The organism is Sulfuricella denitrificans skB26 (assembly GCF_000297055.2).
Classification (GTDB): Bacteria; Pseudomonadota; Gammaproteobacteria; order Burkholderiales; family Sulfuricellaceae; genus Sulfuricella; species Sulfuricella denitrificans.
This window is the reverse complement of sequence record NC_022357.1, coordinates 1,281,847-1,298,561: the sequence shown is the minus strand read 5'-3', so window position 1 is coordinate 1,298,561 and position 16,715 is coordinate 1,281,847. Positions and strand designations below refer to the sequence as shown.

The 16,715-nt window shown below is 56.8% G+C and carries 22 protein-coding genes; 13 read left to right on the top strand and 9 right to left on the bottom strand.

Annotation, left to right across the window (positions count from 1 at the left end):
- The first annotated feature begins 6 nt into the window (after positions 1 to 6).
- The 3 genes from SCD_RS06385 (at position 7) to SCD_RS06375 (ending at position 3,968) form a co-directional block, all read left to right on the top strand.
- On the top strand, positions 7 to 924 hold the full coding sequence (locus SCD_RS06385) for an AAA family ATPase (protein WP_009205930.1): 918 nt from the start codon (positions 7 to 9) through the stop codon (positions 922 to 924).
- Positions 925 to 939: 15 nt separating this feature from the next.
- A complete protein-coding gene (locus SCD_RS06380; protein WP_009205931.1) occupies positions 940 to 1,902 on the top strand; it encodes a DUF58 domain-containing protein in 963 nt (320 codons plus the stop codon).
- A 110-nt stretch (positions 1,903 to 2,012) separates the two neighbouring features.
- Positions 2,013 to 3,968: a transglutaminase TgpA family protein gene (locus tag SCD_RS06375; RefSeq protein ID WP_009205932.1), complete on the top strand. Its 1,956-nt coding sequence runs from the start codon at positions 2,013 to 2,015 to the stop codon at positions 3,966 to 3,968.
- A gap of 22 nt (positions 3,969 to 3,990) precedes the next feature.
- Here SCD_RS06375 and SCD_RS06370 read toward each other — a convergent pair whose 3' ends face one another.
- The gene (locus SCD_RS06370; RefSeq protein ID WP_009205933.1) at positions 3,991 to 4,443 is read right to left on the bottom strand and encodes a L,D-transpeptidase; all 453 of its coding nucleotides are present in this window, start codon (positions 4,441 to 4,443) and stop codon (positions 3,991 to 3,993) included.
- Between the two features lie 22 nt (positions 4,444 to 4,465).
- Positions 4,466 to 4,918, bottom strand: a complete 453-nt coding sequence (gene tadA / locus SCD_RS06365; protein ID WP_009205934.1) for a tRNA adenosine(34) deaminase TadA — start codon at positions 4,916 to 4,918, stop codon at positions 4,466 to 4,468.
- Between the two features lie 170 nt (positions 4,919 to 5,088).
- Between tadA and SCD_RS06360 the strand changes: the two genes are divergently transcribed.
- Complete coding sequence (locus SCD_RS06360; protein WP_009205935.1) at positions 5,089 to 5,400, top strand: DUF2288 domain-containing protein; 312 nt, start codon at positions 5,089 to 5,091, stop codon at positions 5,398 to 5,400.
- 81 nt (positions 5,401 to 5,481) lie between these two features.
- Here the strand turns inward: SCD_RS06360 and guaA are convergent, their stop codons facing one another.
- Both guaA and guaB read right to left on the bottom strand, forming a co-directional pair.
- Positions 5,482 to 7,044: a glutamine-hydrolyzing GMP synthase gene (guaA, locus tag SCD_RS06355; protein ID WP_009205936.1), complete on the bottom strand. Its 1,563-nt coding sequence runs from the start codon at positions 7,042 to 7,044 to the stop codon at positions 5,482 to 5,484.
- Positions 7,045 to 7,144: 100 nt separating this feature from the next.
- Entirely contained in the window at positions 7,145 to 8,605 is a 1,461-nt protein-coding gene (guaB, locus tag SCD_RS06350; RefSeq protein ID WP_009205937.1) for an IMP dehydrogenase, read from the bottom strand.
- A gap of 173 nt (positions 8,606 to 8,778) precedes the next feature.
- On the opposite strand from guaB, the gene SCD_RS06345 reads away from it, so the two are divergent.
- Entirely contained in the window at positions 8,779 to 9,138 is a 360-nt protein-coding gene (locus SCD_RS06345; protein WP_009205938.1) for a hypothetical protein, read from the top strand.
- A 14-nt stretch (positions 9,139 to 9,152) separates the two neighbouring features.
- Positions 9,153 to 9,617 carry a DUF4124 domain-containing protein gene (locus SCD_RS06340; RefSeq protein ID WP_009205939.1) on the top strand — a complete coding sequence of 155 codons (465 nt, stop codon included), beginning with the start codon at positions 9,153 to 9,155 and terminating at the stop codon, positions 9,615 to 9,617.
- Between the two features lie 6 nt (positions 9,618 to 9,623).
- Here the strand turns inward: SCD_RS06340 and SCD_RS06335 are convergent, their stop codons facing one another.
- Both SCD_RS06335 and SCD_RS06330 read right to left on the bottom strand, forming a co-directional pair.
- Positions 9,624 to 9,950, bottom strand: a complete 327-nt coding sequence (locus SCD_RS06335; protein WP_009205940.1) for an RnfH family protein — start codon at positions 9,948 to 9,950, stop codon at positions 9,624 to 9,626.
- Positions 9,947 to 10,384, bottom strand: a complete 438-nt coding sequence (locus SCD_RS06330; protein WP_009205941.1) for a type II toxin-antitoxin system RatA family toxin — start codon at positions 10,382 to 10,384, stop codon at positions 9,947 to 9,949. Before SCD_RS06330 ends, SCD_RS06335 begins: the two co-directional genes overlap by 4 nt.
- 74 nt (positions 10,385 to 10,458) lie before the next feature.
- Between SCD_RS06330 and smpB the strand changes: the two genes are divergently transcribed.
- The 7 genes from smpB to SCD_RS06295 all read left to right on the top strand — a co-directional run bounded on the left by smpB (position 10,459) and on the right by SCD_RS06295 (position 14,326).
- Positions 10,459 to 10,902 carry an SsrA-binding protein SmpB gene (smpB, locus tag SCD_RS06325; protein WP_009205942.1) on the top strand — a complete coding sequence of 148 codons (444 nt, stop codon included), beginning with the start codon at positions 10,459 to 10,461 and terminating at the stop codon, positions 10,900 to 10,902.
- A complete protein-coding gene (gene mobB, locus SCD_RS06320) occupies positions 10,902 to 11,405 on the top strand; it encodes a molybdopterin-guanine dinucleotide biosynthesis protein B (RefSeq protein ID WP_009205943.1) in 504 nt (167 codons plus the stop codon). The genes smpB and mobB overlap by 1 nt, the downstream gene beginning before the upstream one ends.
- A gap of 10 nt (positions 11,406 to 11,415) precedes the next feature.
- Positions 11,416 to 12,621 (top strand): molybdopterin molybdotransferase MoeA, encoded by a 1,206-nt coding sequence (locus SCD_RS06315; RefSeq protein WP_009205944.1) that lies wholly within the window; start codon positions 11,416 to 11,418, stop codon positions 12,619 to 12,621.
- A 14-nt stretch (positions 12,622 to 12,635) separates the two neighbouring features.
- Complete coding sequence (gene moaD / locus SCD_RS06310; RefSeq protein ID WP_009205945.1) at positions 12,636 to 12,890, top strand: molybdopterin converting factor subunit 1; 255 nt, start codon at positions 12,636 to 12,638, stop codon at positions 12,888 to 12,890.
- Between the two features lies 1 nt (position 12,891).
- On the top strand, positions 12,892 to 13,353 hold the full coding sequence (gene moaE, locus SCD_RS06305) for a molybdopterin synthase catalytic subunit MoaE (RefSeq protein WP_009205946.1): 462 nt from the start codon (positions 12,892 to 12,894) through the stop codon (positions 13,351 to 13,353).
- Positions 13,354 to 13,505: 152 nt separating this feature from the next.
- Entirely contained in the window at positions 13,506 to 13,829 is a 324-nt protein-coding gene (gene flgM, locus SCD_RS06300; protein WP_009205947.1) for a flagellar biosynthesis anti-sigma factor FlgM, read from the top strand.
- A 2-nt stretch (positions 13,830 to 13,831) separates the two neighbouring features.
- Positions 13,832 to 14,326 (top strand): flagella synthesis protein FlgN, encoded by a 495-nt coding sequence (locus SCD_RS06295; protein WP_009205948.1) that lies wholly within the window; start codon positions 13,832 to 13,834, stop codon positions 14,324 to 14,326.
- A 100-nt stretch (positions 14,327 to 14,426) separates the two neighbouring features.
- On the opposite strand, the gene motD is transcribed toward SCD_RS06295, so the two are convergent.
- Genes motD through SCD_RS06280 form a run of 3 tightly spaced genes read right to left on the bottom strand, consistent with a single transcriptional unit; the run spans position 14,427 to position 16,708 of the window.
- Complete coding sequence (motD, locus tag SCD_RS06290) at positions 14,427 to 15,182, bottom strand: flagellar motor protein MotD (RefSeq protein ID WP_009205949.1); 756 nt, start codon at positions 15,180 to 15,182, stop codon at positions 14,427 to 14,429.
- A gap of 22 nt (positions 15,183 to 15,204) precedes the next feature.
- Positions 15,205 to 15,945 (bottom strand): flagellar motor protein, encoded by a 741-nt coding sequence (locus SCD_RS06285; RefSeq protein ID WP_009205950.1) that lies wholly within the window; start codon positions 15,943 to 15,945, stop codon positions 15,205 to 15,207.
- A 52-nt stretch (positions 15,946 to 15,997) separates the two neighbouring features.
- The gene (locus tag SCD_RS06280) at positions 15,998 to 16,708 is read right to left on the bottom strand and encodes an RNA polymerase sigma factor FliA (RefSeq protein WP_009205951.1); all 711 of its coding nucleotides are present in this window, start codon (positions 16,706 to 16,708) and stop codon (positions 15,998 to 16,000) included.
- Positions 16,709 to 16,715 lie beyond the last annotated feature (7 nt).

Below are 16,715 nucleotides of genomic sequence, written 5' to 3'. Positions count from 1 at the left end.
GGCCCCATGCACCTGGCAATTGACCAAGCGGTTTCTCAGGCAGGCCAAATCATCCTCGGCAAGGAACGACAGATCCGGCTCGCCTTCGCCTGCCTGCTGGCGCGCGGACACCTTTTGATCGAGGACATACCGGGCGTCGGCAAAACCACCCTGGCGCACGTGCTGGCACAGATCCTGGGGCTCGGTTTCCAACGCATCCAGTTCACCAGCGACCTGCTGCCCGCGGATGTCCTCGGCGTTTCAGTCTACGACCGGGAAAGCGCCGCCTTCAAGTTCCACCCCGGGCCGATTTTCGCCCAGCTCATCCTGGCTGACGAAGTCAACCGAGCCACCCCGAAAACCCAGAGCGCCCTGCTCGAGGCGATGGAGGAGCACCAGGTCACGGTCGAGGGCGAAACCCGCCCTCTGCCCGAACCTTTTTTCGTCATTGCCACACAGAACCCGATACACCAGATTGGCACATTTCCCCTGCCGGAATCGCAGCTCGACCGATTCCTGATGCGAATCGATCTGGGCTACCCGGACGCGCGGTCGGAACGCGCCCTGCTACAGGGAAGCGACCGCCGCAGCCTGATCGCGCAGCTTAAACCCTGCGTAAACGGCAAGCAGTTGGCCGCCCTGCAGGAAAACGTCCGCATCGTGCATGTTTCCGCAGCCCTTCTCGACTACCTCCAGGCCCTGCTCGGATTTACCCGACTATCCCCGCTCTACGACTGCGGACTTTCACCGCGTGCCGGTCTGGCACTGCTGCACAGCGCACAGGCCTGGGCCTTGATGGAAGGCCGCGACTACGCCATGCCGGAGGATCTCCAGGTGGTGCTGCCCAGCGTGGTCGGCCATCGCCTGCGCTTCGCTCATGGCGAAACAGGCGCCGAATCATCCAGTCCCGCCCAACGACTGCTTGGCGCTGTCGCCATTCCCTAGGGGCCGGCCGGAGTCATGACGTTTCGACTCTTCAACCACCCGGTGTGGCGACGAATTTTCAACCGGATCGATGTGGAGCAAGGGCCGATTATCCTCGACCGCCAGCGGATTTTTATCCTGCCCACGCGCCACGGCCTGGTGTTCGCCGCGGTTCTGTTGCTGATGCTGGTCGGTTCGATCAACTATTCCCTTAGTCTCGGTTTCGTTCTCACTTTCCTGCTGGGCGCCATGGCGCTGGTCTCGATTCTGCACACCTACCGCAACCTGGCCCAACTTACGATAAGCGCCGGCAAAACGATGCCGGTCTTCGCCGGGCAGCAGGCAAGTTTCACCCTCTGCCTGACCAGCTCCAGCAAGTCTGAACGCTACGCCATCGGCATGACGCTTGAAAAACCGCATCCACAGTTCGTGGACGTTCCTGCCGATGAAACCGTGACCACCGCACTCGAGCTGCATGCCCCGCAGCGCGGCATCCTCCGGCTTGGACGCTTCACCCTGTTCACCCGATTCCCGCTAGGGTTATTCCAAGCCTGGTCGAAGCTCGATCTGGACATGAACTGTATCGTTTATCCTCAGCCGGATACCGCCATGCTACCCCAGCTCACTGGCATTCAGGGCCGTGGCGACAGGGCGATCGCAGCCGAAGGCAGCGAGGACTTTCGCGGCATGCGCCCCTACCACACCGGCGATTCGCTGCGCCACGTCGCGTGGAAGGCAATGGCGCAAGGGCGGGGGATGCTGACCAAGCAGTTTTCCGGCCAGGCTCTGCCAGAACTCTGGCTGGATTGGGACGACCTCGCCGGCATGTCCACCGAACCACGCCTTTCCCGCCTGTGCCGCTGGGTGCTGGATGCACAGATTGCCGGCCTGAGCTACGGCCTGCGCATTCCCGGCTCCACCCTGGCACCAGACAACGGTGAGGTGCACCAGCGCACCTGTCTGGAGGCGCTGGCGCTGTTTGGAATCAAAGACCTGTAAATGCGCATCCGGCTAACGGACATGGCGAGAAGTGCCTCCCAGAATAATGAACATCGCTGCTCGTCGTGTCCGTTCCCTCTCTCCTACCTCTCCCCCAAAGGGGGAGAGTGATGAGGTATCGCTTCGCGATGTTCACGTTCCGGCTTGATAACAACACCTGGCTGCTGGCCTCAATAGCGCTTACCATCGCCCCGCACGCCACGCGCCTGCCGATCTGGATCAGCCTGCTCTGCCTCGGCGTAGGCGCGATGCGCCTGATCCAAGTCCGCCTGCCTGCCCGCTGGCTGTTGATCACGCTTGCCGCTGCCACCGCAGCGGGCATTTATGGCAGCTACCATACGCTGCTCGGGCGCGATGCGGGGGTCGCCCTGTTAATCGCGATGCTGACCCTCAAGCTGCTCGAATCCAGAACGCTGCGCGACAGCATGGTGGCCATCTTCATCAGCTATTTCCTGCTCATCACCCACTTCCTCTATTCACAGTCCATTCCTACCGGCATGTACCTGCTGCTGCTGGTGCTGGTCATCACCACCACCCTGATCGGACTCAACCATCCAGGCAGACAAATCGAACCGCGCAAGCTGCTGCGCCTGGCCGCCGTACTGCTGGGCCAGGCCGTACCTGTCATGCTGGTACTGTTCCTGTTTTTTCCGCGCGTACCGGGCCCGTTATGGGGCATGCCGGGCGATGCCTACGAGGGAATGACGGGACTGAGCGACAACATGACGCCCGGCAGCATCAGCAAATTGAGTCAATCCGGCGCAGTAGCCTTCCGCGTGGCCTTCGATGGACCGCCACCCAAGCCGGAACAGCGCTACTGGCGTGGCCCGGTGCTGGATTTCTTCGATGGGCGGAGCTGGTCGACCGCGGCAGCACCTGACCCAAAGCAAGCCAGAATAGCCGTAACAGGCGATCCGGTCAGCTACACGCTGACGCTAGAGCCGCACAACAGGCGCTGGCTGCTTGCGCTGGATCTGCCTGCGAAACTGCCGCCAGCCAGCCGCCTTGGCGCCCGTTATGAACTCCTCGCCGACCAACCGGTGAGGCAGCGCCTGCGCTATCGCGCAGTATCCTATCCCAATTACCTGGCCGGCCTCAATCCAGGGGCCAAAGAAATAAATCTTTCGCTGCGGCTACCTTCATTCGGCAACCTCAAGACACGGGAGATGGCGGGTGCCTGGAAGCGCACCGCGAAGGACGATGGAGAAATCGTGAGCCGTGCTCTGGAAATGTTTCGCAGCGAAGCCTTCTTCTATAGCCTCACTCCCCCACTGCTCGGGGCCAACTCGGTGGATGAGTTTCTGTTCGATAGTCGGCGCGGTTTCTGCGAACACTATGCCGGCAGTTTCGTCTTCCTGATGCGCGCGGCCGGCGTGCCAGCCCGTGTGGTGACCGGCTATCAGGGCGGAGAACCCAACCCGTTTGGTAATTACCTGATTGTGCGCCAGTCCGACGCTCATGCCTGGGCTGAAGTCTGGCTCCAGAATCGGGGTTGGGTGCGCGTCGACCCGACTGCGGCGGTTGCCCCACGACGCATAGAATCCGGCTTGGCTGCCGCGCTTCCGGCAGGCGAACCGCTTCCGCTGCTGGCACGGATGGATAGCGCCTGGCTGATGCAGTTGCGGATGAGCTGGGATACGCTGAACAACGACTGGAACCAGTGGGTGCTGGGCTACGATCAGGAGCGGCAGTATGACTTGCTGTCCCGCCTGGGATTCGAGATGGCTTCGTGGAAGGAACTGGCGGTCAGCCTGGCGGCTGGCGTTGGGGCGCTGCTGCTGGTGTTTTCCGGATTCATGCTGTGGCGGCGCGTCCCAGTTGACGCTGACCCGGTCGCTGTGATCTATCAGCACTTTTGCCGCAAGCTGGCTCGCGCCGGGATTGTTCGCCAGCCCAATGAAGGTCCGGCAGATTTCGCCCAACGTACGGCCATGTTGCGCCCCGATCTGACACTAAGCACGACATCGATCAGCGCGCTTTATATCGCACTGCGTTATGCATCGCACCCAAGCTCCTCTGCTTTGCGACAGTTCGGGAAGCGGGTAAAAGCCTTCAGACCCAAATAAATGTGTACGCGTTTTCAACGCTTTACGCAGCTTCCACTATCTCAACAGGGATACCGGCGACTACACGATCAAACAGATCCAGAATATCTTCATTTCGCATCCGCACGCAGCCCTTCGAGCCGGGAACACCCATTTTCGCTCTATCAGGCGAGCCGTGGATGTAAATATAGCGGCGCATGCTATCGACGCTACCGAGCCGATTTCTGCCCGGCTCGCAGCCTGAAAGCCAGAGAATGCGGGTGAGAATCCAGTCACGACCGGGAGATTGCGCGCCCAACTCCGGCGTATAAACCTCTCCGGTCGGTCGGCGCTTGACGAACACGCTATTGACGGGCTGCCCCGCCCCGATTTTGGCACGAATAATGTGCGACCCGCGCGGCGTACAGTAGCTGCCGCTTTCCTCACCGACCCCATTCAGTGCAGTGGAAACGATATAGCGCCTGATCAGTTCATCCTGATCATCGAGCAATTCCATGGTTTGATCGGCAACGACTATCCTAATTCGCAACGTTAATGCCCTTTCCGCGCCGCTGCGCAAAAAAATCACTCAACAGGCCGCCACATTCGTCCGCCAGAATCCCGCCCACCACCTCGGCATGATGGTTCAGCCGGATCTCGCCAGGAAGATCGATGACGCTGCCGCAAGCGCCGGTTTTCGGATCGGAAGCGCCGTACACCACCCGCTCAATACGAGCGTGAAATATCGCCCCCATACACATGACGCAAGGTTCCAGGGTAACGTAAAGGGAACAGCCGACCAGCCGGTAATTGCCGAGATTCTCGGCGGCATTGCGCAAGGCCATAATTTCCGCGTGGGCGCTGGGATCGTGGCGCGAAATCGGCGCATTGAAACCACGCCCGACAATCTCCCCATTTTTCACCACTACCGCGCCCACGGGCACTTCTCCCGCAGTCCAGGCTTCGCGAGCAAGGACTAGCGCCTCGCTCATGCAACGCATATCCAATGAATCATCTTCCATAACGGGTAAAACTATCACAGTTCCAGGGGGGTGGTCACGCCTTTACCGCCCGAAGTAAAATAGATAGGTTGCGAACAAGGACTGAATTGGCGTCCAGATACATCGTTAGGCATTAACCCAGAAAACAGGAAGACAATTACGTGCAAGATCCACAACATCAAGATGACATTCTCCGCGCCAGCCTGAATAGGGAAACAGCCCGGATTGCCTGGAAGGAATTGCTCCGTTTCTTTGCCGCCGGAACGGTCGTTGCGGTCAGCAAGGAACTGGATTTGGTTGAAGTCGCCATTCAAATCTCGAAGGACAATAAGACGACGATTGAACAATGGATGCTCGAAAATCGAATTGGCAAGGTATCCGATGCACAGGCCAAAGACTGGCTGGAAACAGATACCGCCTTATGGGCAGTGGTAGTCAGGCCGTGGATACTGGTTCAGCAGATCACCGAATAAACCCATCAAACCCGCGCTTCGGCTTCTACCGCCAGACCATTGAATCTGCAAGCATCGAATCGAACGGGCTCAGGCTCGTCTTCACTCCCATTCTATCGTGCCAGGCGGCTTGCCGCAGATATCATAGACGACGCGATTGATGCCGCGCACTTCGTTGATGATGCGGTTGGAAACCTTGCCGAGCAAGGTATAAGGCAGCTCTGCCCAGTGTGCGGTCATGAAATCCTGGGTCTGAACTGCGCGCAGCGCGACGACGTAATCATACGTGCGGCCATCTCCCATCACTCCGACGGCTTTCACGGGCAGAAATACGGCAAAGGCCTGCGAGGTTTTTTCATACCAGCCCGATGCGCGCAACTCTTCGATGAAAATGGCATCGGCACGGCGCAGCAGTTCAGCGAACTCCGGCTTCACTTCGCCCAGAATGCGCACCCCAAGTCCCGGTCCTGGGAAAGGATGACGGTAGACCATGTCATGGGGCAGGCCGAGCGCAACGCCGAGCTCGCGCACCTCATCCTTGAATAATTCTCGCAGCGGCTCCAGCAGCTTGAGATGCAGGGTATCAGGCAGGCCACCGACATTGTGGTGGGATTTGATGGTATGTGCCTTCTTGGTCTTGGAACTGGCCGATTCAATCACGTCCGGGTAGATCGTTCCCTGCGCCAGCCACTTGGCGTTCGGCAGCTTTGCCGACTCGCTCTGGAACACTTCGACGAATTCACGGCCGATGATCTTGCGCTTCTGTTCCGGATCGGTCACGCCCGCCAGATGTTTCATGAATACCGCGCCGGCATCGACGTGGATAACCTTGACGCCCAAATTATCGGCGAAGGTCTTCATCACCTGCTCAGCCTCGTTCAAGCGCAGCAGGCCGTTATCCACGAACACACAGGTGAGCTGCGTGCCGATGGCGCGGTGCAGCAATGCAGCCACCACCGAGGAATCAACCCCACCGGACAAACCGAGGATGACTTCATCCGAACCTACTTCGGAACGGATCCTGCCGATGGCCTCTTTGACGTAATCCGGCATATTCCAGTCATAGCCACAACCGCAAATACCATGCACAAAACGCTCGAACAGGGCCTTGCCCTGCAGGGTATGAGTCACTTCGGGGTGAAACTGCACACCGTAGAAATGGCGGGCTTCGTCGGCCATGCCGGCAATCGGCGTAGCCGCGTTGGAACTGATCACCTTGAAGCCCGACGGCAGTTCCGTAACCTTGTCGCCGTGGCTCATCCACACATCGAGCAGGCCGTGACCTTCCTCGTTGATCCGGTCCTGAATATCGCGCAGTAGCGCGGAATGACCCTGCGCGCGCACCTCGGCATAGCCGAACTCGCGATGCAAGGCATTTTCCACCTTGCCACCCAATTGCGCCGCCATGGTCTGCATGCCATAGCAGATGCCGAGCACAGGCACGCCCAAATTGAACACGATATCCGGCGCGCGCGGCGTTTCCTCTTCGTAGACCGAAGACGGCCCACCGGAGAGAACGATGCCCTGGGGATTGAAATCACGGATGAACTGTTCGCTCACATCATAGGGATGTAGTTCGCAGTAAACGCTGGATTCACGCACCCGACGGGCAATCAGCTGGGTGTATTGGGAACCGAAATCGAGGATAAGAATTTTCTGGTGCATGGGAAGCTTCGCAGTGAGGGGTGAGGGGTGAGGTGTGAGGGGTAAAGAGTTAGGGGCGGGAGTGAGTTGTTTTTACTCCTCACTCCTCACCCCTAGCTCCTCACTCCACGTGATAGTTAGGCGCTTCCTTGGTGATCTGCACGTCGTGAACGTGAGACTCGCGAATGCCTGCCGAACTGATTTCGACAAACTCGGCCTTGGCGTGTACCTCCGCAATGCTCGAACAACCCAGATACCCCATGCTCGAACGCACGCCGCCAATCAGCTGGTGAATTACAGACAGCACGCTGCCCTTGTAGGGCACTCGGCCTTCGATACCTTCCGGCACCAATTTGTCGGCATTGGCCTCTGCTTCCTGGAAGTAGCGGTCTTTCGAACCCTGTTGCATCGCACCGAGCGATCCCATGCCGCGGTAGGATTTGTAGGAGCGACCCTGGAACAGCTCGATTTCGCCCGGCGCTTCTTCGGTGCCGGCAAACATACCGCCCAGCATCACGCAATCCGCGCCGGCTGCCAGCGCCTTGGCGACATCGCCGGAATAACGGATGCCGCCATCGGCGATTACCGGTACGCCGCTGCCTTTAAGCGCCTGGACCACATTGGCGATGGCCGTAATCTGCGGCACGCCAACGCCTGCAACAATACGGGTAGTGCAAATCGAGCCCGGGCCGATGCCGACCTTGACGGCATCGGCGCCGTGGTCAGCCAACGCCAGCGCCGCAGACGCAGCGGCAATATTGCCGCCGATCACTTGAACCTGTGGGAAATTGTCCTTGACCCACTTCACCCGGCTCAGCACGCCTTGGGAATGGCCGTGTGCAGTATCCACCACAATCACATCCACACCCGCTTCAGCCAGCAGGGTAACGCGCTCTTCGGTGCCCTCGCCCACGCCCACAGCGGCGCCGACCCTCAGCCTGCCCTGACTGTCCTTGCATGCCAGCGGATGCTCGGTGGATTTCTGAATATCCTTGACGGTGATCAGGCCACGCAGCTCGAAATCATCATTGATCACCAACACCCTCTCCAGACGGTATTTATGCATCAGCGTCATGGCTTCTTCGCGGCTGGCGCCCTCCTTGACCGTAATCAGACGGTCTCGCGGCGTCATGATATTCCTGATCGGCTGATCAAGGTTGGTCTCGAAGCGCAGATCACGGTTGGTGATAATGCCGACCACAAGGCCGTTATCCACCACCGGCAGCCCGGAAATCTTATGCTGGTGGGTTAGTATTAACACATCCCGAACCGTCATCGAGGGTGAAATAGTGATTGGATCTTTTACCACACCGCTCTCAAAGCGTTTCACACGGGCCACCTGCGCGGCTTGCGCGGCAGCGGTCATGTTCTTGTGAACGATGCCAATCCCCCCTTCCTGCGCCAGAGCAATCGCCAGGCGCGCTTCGGTAACGGTATCCATCGCCGCTGAAAGCAAGGGAATATTGAGGGAAATTTCTCGGGTAAGCCGCGTAGCAAGGCTTACGTCACGGGGCAAAACGTTGGAATACGCAGGGACCAGCAAAACATCATCGAAGGTCAGCGCTTTCTGCAGAACACGCATGTTTTTATCCTTGTTACCAAAGCGATATTATACAAGTTTCGGGCATCACCGGTAAACCGGCTTCGCGAATTTTTACATTTATGGAGCATAGGCCCGGTACGCTTGGACCATTGACGGGCGTAACGTGAAACGCTATGTTTAGTCACCCAGAATAAAACCGAGGAGAATGAAACATGCGTAACACCCTTATTACTATCATCACTTTCGGCTTCATGCTGCTCAGCGGATGTCAAAGCAGCGGCACGGCAAAACCTGACTCATCAGCCGCTGCCACCCCTGTTGTTACTCCTGCTACCGAGGCCGCCAAACCTGCCCTTTCCGAAGAAGCCAAACAAGCGCTTGCCAAGGCCGAAGCCGACGTCAAGGAAGCGAAAGCCCAAAAGTCATTATGGACTACAGCGGAAGATGCCCTGAAGAAAGCCAAAGAAGCTGCAACCAAAGGGGATAGCGCTGCCACCCTGAAATTTGCCAAAAGCGCGAGCGAGTTGGCAAGTCTGGCTGTAGCACAAAAGAGCTACCCCCTAACCCAGTAATCCAGGTGCAAGCCATGCGACAACTCCTGACTATCGTTTCGATGCTGGTGCTGGCTACCGCCGCACAGGCCGGGGTCACCCGATGGGTGGATGCGGAGGGCAAGGTGCATTATTCCGACCAAACCCCGCCGCCTACCGCCAAATCGCAGAAAAATCTGAACCTGAAGAATAACCCGACCTTGCCCCAAGCCACACCCGACAGCAAAGACGGAGAAAAAACCTTGGCCGAGAGGGAACTGGAATCCCGAAAACGCAAGGTTCAGGCGGAAGAAACCGCTGCCAAACAAGCCAAGGATCAGGAAGAAGAAAAAAGCAGGAAGGCAAACTGCGCGCAAGCACGGAATCAGTTGCAAGCCTTGCAGGAAGGCCAAAGGATGACCAAATTCAATGAAAAAGGCGAACGTGTTTTTCTTGAAGACAACGACCGTGCCAAGGCCATCGAGGAAGCAAAAAAATCGGCTGACTCATGGTGCAAATAGGTTAAATCAGGTTGGGGCCGTTTCGGCGCCCCCGGCCTCCTTCTTAGTTTCCTTCCCTTCCGCCGCACGTTTTCTGCGGATTTCCTTTGGATCCGCAATCAGCGGGCGGTAAATTTCTATACGATCTTTATCTCTGAGCACAGCATCAAGCTTCACTTGCTTGCCGTAAATCCCCACCTTGGCACTGGCCAGATCAATTTCCGGAAAATCCTGCAGGATGCCGGATCGTGCTATCGCCTCAGACACCGGAGCTTCCGACCTTATCTTCAAGGACAAGACCTCCTGTTTCTGCGGCAGGGCATACGCCACTTCCACCGAAATTTCCTCACTCATGGCTCACCATATATTTCTGCTGCCCGTTGAACGAACGCTTCGACAAAGCTGTTTGCAATATGCCCAAAAACCGGACTGACCAGTTTCTCCATGATCTTGCTAGAGAATTCATAGCAGAGTTTAAACTCGATCTTGCAGGCGCTCTCGTCCAGCTCAACGAATTTCCAGCTACCCTCAAGATGACTGAACGGGCCGTGGCGAAACTTCATTTCGATCAGATGCGGCGCCTGCCTAACGTTTTCGGTAGCAAAGCTCTGCTTGAGATGATGGTAGTCAATATGCACCGTCGCTTCGAGCGCCTCGTCGCTGTGCCTCTGCACCTCTGTCCCGCCGCACCAGGGAAGGAAATTCGGATAATCCTCGATCCGATCGACCAGCGCGAACATCTGCCGTGCCGAGTAAAAAACCAGCACGGATTTTTCCACTGCTATCATTCAGTCTACCGCTATCAAAAACTGTTAAAATACACGATTTCACAGAGAAACTCACCAGAGAAATTCACCTGTCGATGAGCATCGCGCAAAACAAAAAAGCTTTCCACGACTTCTTCATCGAGGAAAAGTATGAAGCAGGCATCGTACTTGACGGCTGGGAGGTCAAGGCCATCCGCGCCGGGCGGACACAGCTCAAGGAAGCCTACGTCATCATCCGCAGTGGCGAGCTCTATCTGCTCGGCTGCCATATCAGTCCGCTGCCGACCGCCTCCACCCACGTCAACCCCGACCCAGTGCGCACCCGAAAACTGCTGCTGCATGCCGAGGAAATCAGCAAGCTGATCGGCAAGGTGGAACGCGCCGGTTTTACTCTCGTGCCGCTGGACATGCATTTCGTCCGTGGCCGGATCAAGCTGGAAATCGGCCTGGCCAAGGGCAAAAAGCAGCATGACAAGCGCGATGCCGAAAAGGAAAAAGACTGGCAGCGCGAGAAGCAGCGCCTGTTGCGGAACAAATAATGGAGGTTTTCGGATTCGCCGGCTACTCCGGTAGCGGCAAAACCACCTTGATCGAACAACTGATCCCGCTGTTCGTGGCAGAGGGGCTGAAAATATCCCTGATCAAGCATACCCACCACAATTTCGCTATCGACCAGCCGGGCAAGGACTCCTACCGTCACCGTGCCGCAGGCTGCAGCGAGGTGATGGTGACCTCTCAATATCGCTGGACATTGGTCCATGAACTGCGCAACGAGCCGGAACCGAGTCTAAAAGAACAACTGGCGCGACTGGCGCCCTGCGATCTGGTGCTGGTGGAAAGCTTCAAGAACGAAGCGATTGCCAAACTTGAGGTGCACCGCACCACCATCGACAAGGCGCTGCTTTTTCCCCAGGATCCAAATATCGCCGCCATCGCCAGCGACCTTCCTCTGGAAACGTCGCTGCCGCAGTTCCGGCTGAACCAGCCAAAAATAATCGCCGAATTTATCTTGCAACAAACAGGTCTTAAACAAAATGGATAAGAAACAGCCCATGCTCAGCGCCGACGACGCGCTATCCTTCCTGCTGGCTCGATCGCGGCCCGCAACTAAAACAGAAAAGATCGCTACGGCCGATGCGCTGGGACGGGTGCTTGCCGAGCGCCTGACTTCGACGGTCAACGTTCCTCCACTGGACAACAGCGCCATGGATGGCTACGCCGTGCGGATCGCCGATATCATCAATGCATCAACCCGACTACGGGTGACTCAGCGCATACCGGCCGGCACAGTCGGAAAGCCACTGGAAGCCGGCCAAGCCGCCAGAATCTTCACCGGGGCGCCGGTACCCGCAGGCTGCGACGCGGTGGTAATGCAGGAATATTGTGGCGTCGAAGGCGATACGGTAACCGTCGGCAAACACCCAAAAGTTGGCGAGAATATCCGTCGCTCAGGCGAGGACATCGCTGCCGGCGCCGAGATTCTTCCCGCTGGCATCCGGCTACGGCCTCAGGAAATGGGGCTGGCAGCATCGGTCGGCATTGCAACCCTGCCTGTTTACTGCAAGCTAAAAGTCGCTACCTTCTTTACCGGCGACGAAATCGTTATGCCCGGGGAAATCCTTAAGCCAGGCCAGATCTACAATTCCAACCGCTTCGTTCTGACTGGCCTGCTACAGGCGATGGGCTGCGAAGTCGTTGATCTTGGGATCGTACCGGATGACTTCGATGCCACCGTGAAGGTACTCAAAATAGCTGCCGCCGGAGCGGACCTGATCATCACTAGCGGCGGCGTCTCCGTGGGTGAGGAAGACCATGTTAAAGCCGCGGTTGAAACGGTAGGTAAACTTGATTTGTGGAAAATCGCGATCAAGCCGGGCAAGCCGCTGGCCTTCGGCGATGTCGGAAAAATCCCGTTCATCGGTCTGCCAGGCAATCCGGTCTCGGCTTTCGTCACCTTTTGCCTGTTCGTGCGGCCATTTATATTGCGCAGCCAGGGAATTACCGCCTCTGCCCCGCAAGCCTTCTCGCTGAAAGCGGACTTCGACTGGCTGAAACCCGATAAACGCCGCGAATTTCTGCGTGCCCGGTTGCACACTGCGGAAAATGGCGAAGTGGCAGTCCAGCTTTACCCACACCAGGGTTCCGGCGTCCTGACTTCCACTGTCTGGGCCGATGGCTTGGTGGAAGTACCTGAAGGGATGCCTATTCATCGCGGCGAGACAGTCAGGTTCCTTCCTTTCTCCGGATTGCTCAATTGAAATAAGGAAACCGCATGATCACCCTGCTTTATTTCGCCCGGCTACGCGAAACCTTCGGCCTTTCCTCCGAGCGGGCGAACCCGCCTGCCGACGTCACCGACGTCCGGTCACTGACTGAATGGCTATGCCAGCGTGGTGGTACATGGCAGGAAGAACTCGCCCAGAACAAACCGGTGCGCGTGGCCGTCAATCAAGATATTGCCGACCCGGACACGGCTGTGGGTGACGGCGATGAAGTTGCTTTCTTCCCACCCGTGACGGGAGGCTAAAATGGAAGTACGGATTCAAACCGAAGATTTCGACCTCGGCGCAGAAATCCTTAATCTGCGCCGGGGAAACCCTGGAATTGGCGCAGTCGCCAGTTTTGTTGGTCTGGTGCGCGACCTGAATCACAGCACCACGGTTACTGAAATGACCCTGGAACACTACCCCGGTATGACGGAAAAAGCTTTGGCCGAAATCATGGGAGAAGCGAAGCAGCGCTGGAATATCATCGGTGCGCTGGTGATCCACCGCATTGGCCCGCTCAAACCCACAGATCAAATCGTGCTGGTCGCAGTCAGCAGCGCACATCGTGGCGACGCTTTCGCCGCCTGCGAATTCATCATGGATTACCTGAAAACCCGGGCGCCGTTCTGGAAGAAAGAACAAACCGAGGCGGGCGCACATTGGGTGGATGCGCGCGAAAGTGACGAAACAGCAGCGCAACGCTGGACTGCGCCACCAGCCTGATTCACCCGGGTTAACTTGAAAAAATTGACATTTTCCGCTAAAGTTCCAGCAGTTCATGCCGTTATCCTTAGCATAAATTGGATAATCGCTAATGGATCGTGGTGCGTCAATGACGTTATCGAAAAACGATCTGCAACTCGTAAGGAATTACCTTGAAGATCAATACCTCCGTAAAATCGCCGACCAGTAGTGGCGTCAAGGAAACCGCCCCACGCGCCTCGAACGCGGGGATGGGCACGCCAACTGCCGCACCGCAGGGGAAATCAAGTTCGCAGGACAAGGTCCAAATTACCACGCTTTCGTCGCAGCTTCAAGCCATGGAAAGCAGCATGAACAACGTGCCGGTAGTGGACAGCGCACGCGTGGAAGCAATCAAACTGGCCATTAGCGAAGGGCGCTTCAAAGTCAATCCGGAAGTCATTGCAGACAGCCTGCTGGCAACCGTTAAAGACCTGATGCAGAACCAGAAGAGCTGATATTGACTGTCAATTCGGCAATCGCCTCTCCCTCCGATTTAGCCAAGAACCTGGAAGCAGAGTTACGAGCATTCCAGGACTTCATCCTGGTATTACAAACCGAGCAGGATGCTTTGGTTCAGGGTAATGTTGACCCCCTGCTCGAACTGGCACGGATCAAATCCGAAAAAGTGGTGTTATTGTCACAGCTTGCCGAGAGCCGTACCCGTTTCCTCAGCGCGCAGGGCTACTCCCAGGAACAGGGGGGCATGATGAAATGGCTGCAGCAGCGCGATGGAGGAAATCCACACATTGCCGAACTCTGGCAGCAGCTTCTGGCACTTGCGGAAAATGCCCAGCAACTCAATCAGATCAATGGCAGCATGATCGACACCCGGCTCAGGAACAACCAGCAAGCACTTGCCATCCTTCAGGTAGCCGCCAATCAGAGCGCGCTGTATGGCCCCGACGGCCAGACCCAGGCCCTAGGCCTGGGGAGACCAATCGGCAAGGTTTGAGTTGATTATGGGTTCTTGGCTCTGATGGTTTCCGGCACGGCTTTGGACACCTGACTGGCCAGCGGTATGTCGATAATCTTTTCCTGCTGTTCCGACAAAATCATACCGTCACACGCCGATTTCTTGCGCGCCCTTCCGGCGTGCTATTGGTGTCGACAGGACGAAATTCCCCATAGCCAACTGCGACCAAGCGATCTGTCGGCGCTCCACTTTCTGCAAGCAGGCGAACCACGCTACTGGCACGGGCTGTCGATAGTTCCCAGTTGGACGGGAAGGCGGCGGTGCTAATCGGGGTGTTATCGGTAAACCCCTCCACCTGGATATCATTCGGCACCTTTGCCAAAACTCCCCCTACCGCACGGAGAGCCTTGATCGATCCAGGCTCGAGAGTCGCTTGGCCTGAAGAAAACAGCACGCTGGCATTAATCTCGATCGCGATACCATGAGCGCTTTGGGTGACCTTGACTTGCCCCTCTTTCACCAGAGGTTCCATCGCTTTGAGGATGTCCTCGGCGACCCCCTTCATTTTTTCTGTTTGCTGTTTCTTGCGGGCTTCAATGACAGGGTCAGGTTTGCGCACAAAAATTGTTTGTTTCAGGGCCAGAGCCTGAGCGGAACTCGACGACCCCTGCGATGCATCGATCCGCAGTGCGGGTGCAATCGGTGTAGTGGCCGTCGGTGTGGTTTTAAAGGCGTTGACCAGGGAATCGCTAAGCACCCGGTATTTTCCCTCATTAACCTGGGAAATCGAATACATCACGACAAAAAAGGCAAATAACAGGGTAATGAAATCGGCGTAAGACACCAACCAGCGCTCCAGGTTCTCATGCTCTTCATGCTTCTGTCTGCGCGCCATCTACACCACCGCGAAAGTAACTCTAAATGATATAACCCTGCAATTTTGATTCGATCACTCGGGGATTCTCGCCATTGGCAATGGATACCAAGCCTTCAATCAGCATCTCGCGCATCACCACTTCCTGTTCGATCAGGTATTTGAGCTTGCCGGACATCGGCAGAAAAAACAGGTTGGCCGATCCCACGCCGTAAACGGTTGCGACGAAAGCTACAGCGATACCGGCACCCAATTTGGATGGATCGCTCAAGTTCTCCATCACGTGAATCAGGCCGAGAACCGCACCCAGAATGCCAACCGTAGGTGCGTAGCCGCCCGCAGCCTGCCAGACTCTCGACGCATCCAGATGATGTTTCTCATAAGTCGAAATTTCCACCTCGAGTGCAACACGAATTTTTTCCGGCTCGGCGCCATCTACCAGCATTTGCAACCCTTTTTTGGTGAAGGCGTCCTGCAACTGCTCCAGCTGTGATTCCAGCGCCAGCAATCCCCCTTTGCGCGCAAGATTGCTCCAGGTCAGCACCTGTTCGATCAATAACTGCTGGTTAGCTTTAGGTGGCCAGATAATCCATTTGGCCAGTCTCATGCCTTCAAAAAAAATCTTGGGTGAGCTTTGCAGCATGATGGCGCCTGTCGTACCGCCAAGGACAATGATGAATGCCGTCAATTGAAGCAGGGAGCCAATATGCCCCCCCTCCAGAACCTGCCCGCCAATAATTGCGGTTAAAGCCAGCAAAATACCGAATATGCTGACTAGATCCATGTGTCTGCTCCGCCGTTAATGATCCACCCCATACACCACTTGTCTTCCATTTTCACAGCCATTCCTTCAGCTTGCTGCGCAAGCGTGCCATGGCTTGGCTATGCAACTGACACACGCGCGATTCGCTAACGCCCAACACCTCACCGATTTCACGCAAATTCAGCTCTTCCTCATAGTACATCGCCATCATCAGCTTCTCGCGCTCTGGCAATAGGCTGATTGCCTCGATCAGTTTTTCCCGGAATCTTCCGTCCTGCAGTTTGGCTAAAGGTTCGGCAGAATCGTCGGCACAGTGGCGCTCGAAAAAGTCCTCACCCTCGCTGCTTTGCAAGTCCTCATAATGCAGCAACTGGCAACCACGCGCGTCCAGCAACATCTGCTGGTAGTCATCCAGACTGACCTGTAACTCATCAGCCACCTCACGCTCGGTCGGAGCGCGGCACACGCGCTGCTCCATTGCATTCATTGCGGTTTCGATCTGACGTAGCGTTTTCCGCGCCGAGCGCGGCAGCCAGTCGCATTGCCGCAATTCGTCCAGCATTGCACCGCGGATACGCTGCACGGCATAGGTCTCAAACTGCGCGCCCTGCGTGTCGTCATAATTGCTCACCGCATCAAGCAGGCCAATCATTCCCACCTGAATCAGGTCGTCGACCTGCACGCTGGCAGGCAGCCTCGCCATCAGATGATAGGCAATGCGCTTGACCAGCGGAGCATATTGGACGACATATTGATTTTTCTCCAGTCCGGTTTTAGCGTACATAGCGCGA

Bases quoted from the DNA above. Each gene is read 5' to 3' on its own strand.
- guaA (WP_009205936.1), bottom strand. From the start codon at position 7,044: ATGCACCAGAAAATTCTTATCCTCGATTTCGGTTCCCAATACACCCAG.
- SCD_RS06370 (WP_009205933.1), bottom strand. From the start codon at position 4,443: ATGGAATTGCTCGATGATCAGGATGAACTGATCAGGCGCTATATCGTT.
- SCD_RS06280 (WP_009205951.1), bottom strand. From the start codon at position 16,708: ATGTACGCTAAAACCGGACTGGAGAAAAATCAATATGTCGTCCAATAT.
- guaB (WP_009205937.1), bottom strand. From the start codon at position 8,605: ATGCGTGTTCTGCAGAAAGCGCTGACCTTCGATGATGTTTTGCTGGTC.
- mobB (WP_009205943.1), top strand. From the start codon at position 10,902: ATGGAGGTTTTCGGATTCGCCGGCTACTCCGGTAGCGGCAAAACCACC.
- SCD_RS06345 (WP_009205938.1), top strand. From the start codon at position 8,779: ATGCGTAACACCCTTATTACTATCATCACTTTCGGCTTCATGCTGCTC.
- moaD (WP_009205945.1), top strand. From the start codon at position 12,636: ATGATCACCCTGCTTTATTTCGCCCGGCTACGCGAAACCTTCGGCCTT.
- SCD_RS06330 (WP_009205941.1), bottom strand. From the start codon at position 10,384: ATGATAGCAGTGGAAAAATCCGTGCTGGTTTTTTACTCGGCACGGCAG.
- SCD_RS06335 (WP_009205940.1), bottom strand. From the start codon at position 9,950: ATGAGTGAGGAAATTTCGGTGGAAGTGGCGTATGCCCTGCCGCAGAAA.
- SCD_RS06340 (WP_009205939.1), top strand. From the start codon at position 9,153: ATGCGACAACTCCTGACTATCGTTTCGATGCTGGTGCTGGCTACCGCC.
- moaE (WP_009205946.1), top strand. From the start codon at position 12,892: ATGGAAGTACGGATTCAAACCGAAGATTTCGACCTCGGCGCAGAAATC.
- SCD_RS06315 (WP_009205944.1), top strand. From the start codon at position 11,416: ATGCTCAGCGCCGACGACGCGCTATCCTTCCTGCTGGCTCGATCGCGG.
- SCD_RS06385 (WP_009205930.1), top strand. From the start codon at position 7: ATGCACCTGGCAATTGACCAAGCGGTTTCTCAGGCAGGCCAAATCATC.
- tadA (WP_009205934.1), bottom strand. From the start codon at position 4,918: ATGAGCGAGGCGCTAGTCCTTGCTCGCGAAGCCTGGACTGCGGGAGAA.
- SCD_RS06380 (WP_009205931.1), top strand. From the start codon at position 940: ATGACGTTTCGACTCTTCAACCACCCGGTGTGGCGACGAATTTTCAAC.
- motD (WP_009205949.1), bottom strand. From the start codon at position 15,182: ATGGCGCGCAGACAGAAGCATGAAGAGCATGAGAACCTGGAGCGCTGG.
- SCD_RS06285 (WP_009205950.1), bottom strand. From the start codon at position 15,945: ATGGATCTAGTCAGCATATTCGGTATTTTGCTGGCTTTAACCGCAATT.
- smpB (WP_009205942.1), top strand. From the start codon at position 10,459: ATGAGCATCGCGCAAAACAAAAAAGCTTTCCACGACTTCTTCATCGAG.
- SCD_RS06375 (WP_009205932.1), top strand. From the start codon at position 2,013: ATGAGGTATCGCTTCGCGATGTTCACGTTCCGGCTTGATAACAACACC.